The sequence below is a fragment of the Coxiella-like endosymbiont of Rhipicephalus sanguineus genome, assembly GCF_018687865.1.
The window spans coordinates 1-2,778 of record NZ_NIQB01000050.1 but is presented as its reverse complement, the minus strand read 5'-3'; the positions used below and the strand labels follow the sequence as shown (position 1 = coordinate 2,778).

Sequence of the window (2,778 nt, the reverse complement as noted above, 5' to 3'; positions counted from 1 at the left end):
GCCACTAAAACTTTTCTTTCACTTAAAAATAATCCGTTCAGTAACTCGCCATAGTGTATCGAGATCGTGAGTTACTAAAACCACCGTTAATCCAAGAGTTTCCTTTAGATATTTCTTTTAGATATAAAATTAATTCATCCATTTCGCTCGCGCTTTTAGGATCCAATCCAGTAGTCGGTTCATCGAGAAATACAAGTTCTGGGTCTAATGCGATAGCACGGGCTAAGGCAGCACGTTTTTTCATACCTCCGCTAAACTTAGCAGGGTATTTATTCGCTGCATCACTCTAATCCAGTTAATGCAACTTCTGTTTATGTGTCTGATTCTAAATTTGAATATTCCTGTAACGGAAAAAGAACATTTTCTAAAACGCACAGTGAACTGAATAACGCAGAGCTTTGAAACATCACTCCCCATCACCGCTGTACAGACAAAGCTTCGGCTTCTGTACAATTAGCTACGTTTATACCAAAAACTTGAATATCCCCAGCTGTAGGTTTTTGAAGCTTCAAAATACTGTGCAATAAAGTTGTTTTACTGCATCCGCTAGGACCGATGATGGCAACGATTTCTCCTCGATTAATGAATAATTCTAACTTCTCGTGAATAAGCCCCCCAATTGATTACGCAAACCACGAATCTCAATCAGAGGCTGAGAAGGTTCAAAAGCAGCGATCAGATACCTCGCCAACTAAATATCACAGAAAAAATAGCATCGGCAATGATAATAAGAAAAATGGATTGCACTGCGCTTTGAGTGGTTTTTTGACCTACGCTATCTGCTGTGGCAGCCACTTGAAAATCTTGAAAACAACCCACAGCTGCAATAATTAAGCCGAATACCGGAAGCTTTAATCAACCTGACAAACCCCCATAAATAATGACGCGGAGGAATAGCATGCTGAAATCGGTCTAAATAAACTACATAGCCAATGTCTAATTGGAATTTAGCCATGAGCATAGCATACTACCAAAAACTGCAAAAATATCTGCCCAAGCTATCCATAAGCAAGGTTAACGTGATTAATAAGGCAAAAATTTTTGGTAAAATGAGATGTTCAAGTGGGGATACACCCATTGTATTCAGCGCGTCGATTTCCTCATTTACCTTTATAGTGCTAATTTGTACTGTAAATGCTGTACTCGTTCGTCCTGCCGCAATAATGACAATAATCAAAGGAGCGAAATCGCACAAAATGGCCGTAAAAGTTTTAGTATTTTGATTCAACCCTTGAATTTCCAAACTTTTCTCTAATGATTGGAGCTGGCTTATTAAAGTGTGAAAAAGTAAAGCGCCTACGCTATCCATTTTTATTATATTTTGAGCGTTAATTGTAGTTGTCAGTGTGGCCTGTTCCGCATAGCGTTTTATATGGAATTCTACCTCAGGCAAACTACTTAACCTTCAATTGCCAGCGCAATGCAATACCTCTTGATCCGGAAAAATTTTGATAATTGTAGAAACTTTTATATCTGTTCTAAAATAATCTGTTCTAAAATAATCTGTTCTAAAATAAAACTCCTTTCTCTCGCCTTCCAAGAAAATGAAATTTTAAAATTATTTATTTACCTATTTAGTTTTTAAGAAATTTGTTGCTCATGAAATTGTCCAATTTTTTGACTTTAAAAATAGGACAGGAGTGAGGAACTCAGCGAATAGAAGAAAAATATAAGATGTTTGACAAGGAAACAGGTGACATCTATTTTTTAATAATTAAGAGGCTATTATTAAGGAAACTACCATGAGTATTACCCTATGGGAAATAATGCTCCACATTATTCATGGATGCAACAATCAACAAATTTTCGGAGTTTTTAGAGAGATGCCATTAATCCTCTTGTCGATGCACTAAGAACTGACAAACATAAACGTTTCGAATGGATCACTGTTCGCCACGAAGAAACGGGTGCTTTCGCTTCAGGAACACAAGCTAAATTGACTGGAAAACTAGGCCTTTGTGTAGAAACGGTGGGACCCGGTGTTGTTTATCTTCTAAATAGATTGTACGATACCAAATACGAATACGCCCCTGTGTTAGCCCTTACAGTTCAGACACCGCGAGATGAAATTGGAAGGGATTATCACGAAGAAATTAATTTAGATCAGTTGTTCGACGATATCTCTGTTTATAATGAAACTGTTATCCCCCCCCCGAGAGCAAATGCCTCGTTTAGGTTTATTAGCTGCGCAAACGGCGTTAGCGCGTCAAGGGGTTGCTCATGCTATCGGTCCCCCTCAGACATTGGAACCCTCCCCAAAAGATGTGAAAAAAACTGTCACAACCCTATTCCCCATGATTCGCCAAAAAAACACGATTCTCATTTAAAAAAAAGTGCAGGAAAAACGCTAAAAATGGGACACTACTTTATTTTAAAACGCGTTTCTCATAGCAATAAGAATTACGTTCGCCCCCAAGCCTTAGCCCATTACATCGATTACTATGCTAGTAAGGACGCTGTCTCTACTGCGGATACGAGTAAGCCCATTATTTCGATGCGACGCCACATACAAATGAAAGGAAGGCGCGATTTTATTGCCTCTTTTAACCTGGCCTCAATGGCAAATGCTTTTATTCAAGCCATTGGTATTACAAGCGCTCGACCGAGAACATTCGGTAGTCACCCTTTGCGGAGATGGCGCCTTTACGATACTTATGGGAGATTTTATTAGCACGGTAACTTACAAACTTCCCATTAAAGCTTTTGTATTTAATAACGATAAGTTAGGGTTAGTGCGGATGAAAATGGAGGCTGCTGAATATCCGAAATAGCGGGTTT

6 protein-coding genes and 1 pseudogene are annotated in these 2,778 nt (G+C 38.7%); 3 read left to right on the top strand and 4 right to left on the bottom strand.

What is annotated here, in order from left to right; translation table 11 throughout:
- Positions 1-37: 37 nt before the first annotated feature.
- The 4 genes from B1F79_RS03075 to B1F79_RS03060 all read right to left on the bottom strand — a co-directional run bounded on the left by B1F79_RS03075 (position 38) and on the right by B1F79_RS03060 (position 1,393).
- Complete coding sequence (locus B1F79_RS03075; protein ID WP_251365951.1) at positions 38-244, bottom strand: hypothetical protein; 207 nt, start codon at positions 242-244, stop codon at positions 38-40.
- A gap of 172 nt (positions 245-416) precedes the next feature.
- A complete protein-coding gene (locus tag B1F79_RS03070) occupies positions 417-557 on the bottom strand; it encodes an ATP-binding cassette domain-containing protein (RefSeq protein WP_251365952.1) in 141 nt (46 codons plus the stop codon).
- A 118-nt stretch (positions 558-675) separates the two neighbouring features.
- Positions 676-819, bottom strand: coding sequence for an ABC transporter permease (locus B1F79_RS03065; RefSeq protein ID WP_251365950.1), 144 nt, complete (start codon positions 817-819; stop codon positions 676-678).
- 148 nt (positions 820-967) lie between these two features.
- Positions 968-1,393: an ABC transporter permease gene (locus tag B1F79_RS03060; protein WP_251365949.1), complete on the bottom strand. Its 426-nt coding sequence runs from the start codon at positions 1,391-1,393 to the stop codon at positions 968-970.
- Between the two features lie 435 nt (positions 1,394-1,828).
- Here B1F79_RS03060 and B1F79_RS06895 point away from each other — a divergent pair.
- From B1F79_RS06895 to B1F79_RS03050, 3 genes and pseudogenes are all read left to right on the top strand, one after another.
- Positions 1,829-2,092: pseudogene (locus tag B1F79_RS06895) on the top strand (thiamine pyrophosphate-binding protein); the annotation flags it as partial.
- A gap of 70 nt (positions 2,093-2,162) precedes the next feature.
- Positions 2,163-2,327 (top strand): hypothetical protein, encoded by a 165-nt coding sequence (locus B1F79_RS03055; RefSeq protein ID WP_251365948.1) that lies wholly within the window; start codon positions 2,163-2,165, stop codon positions 2,325-2,327.
- A gap of 207 nt (positions 2,328-2,534) precedes the next feature.
- The gene (locus B1F79_RS03050; protein ID WP_251365947.1) at positions 2,535-2,771 is read left to right on the top strand and encodes a thiamine pyrophosphate-dependent enzyme; all 237 of its coding nucleotides are present in this window, start codon (positions 2,535-2,537) and stop codon (positions 2,769-2,771) included.
- Positions 2,772-2,778 lie beyond the last annotated feature (7 nt).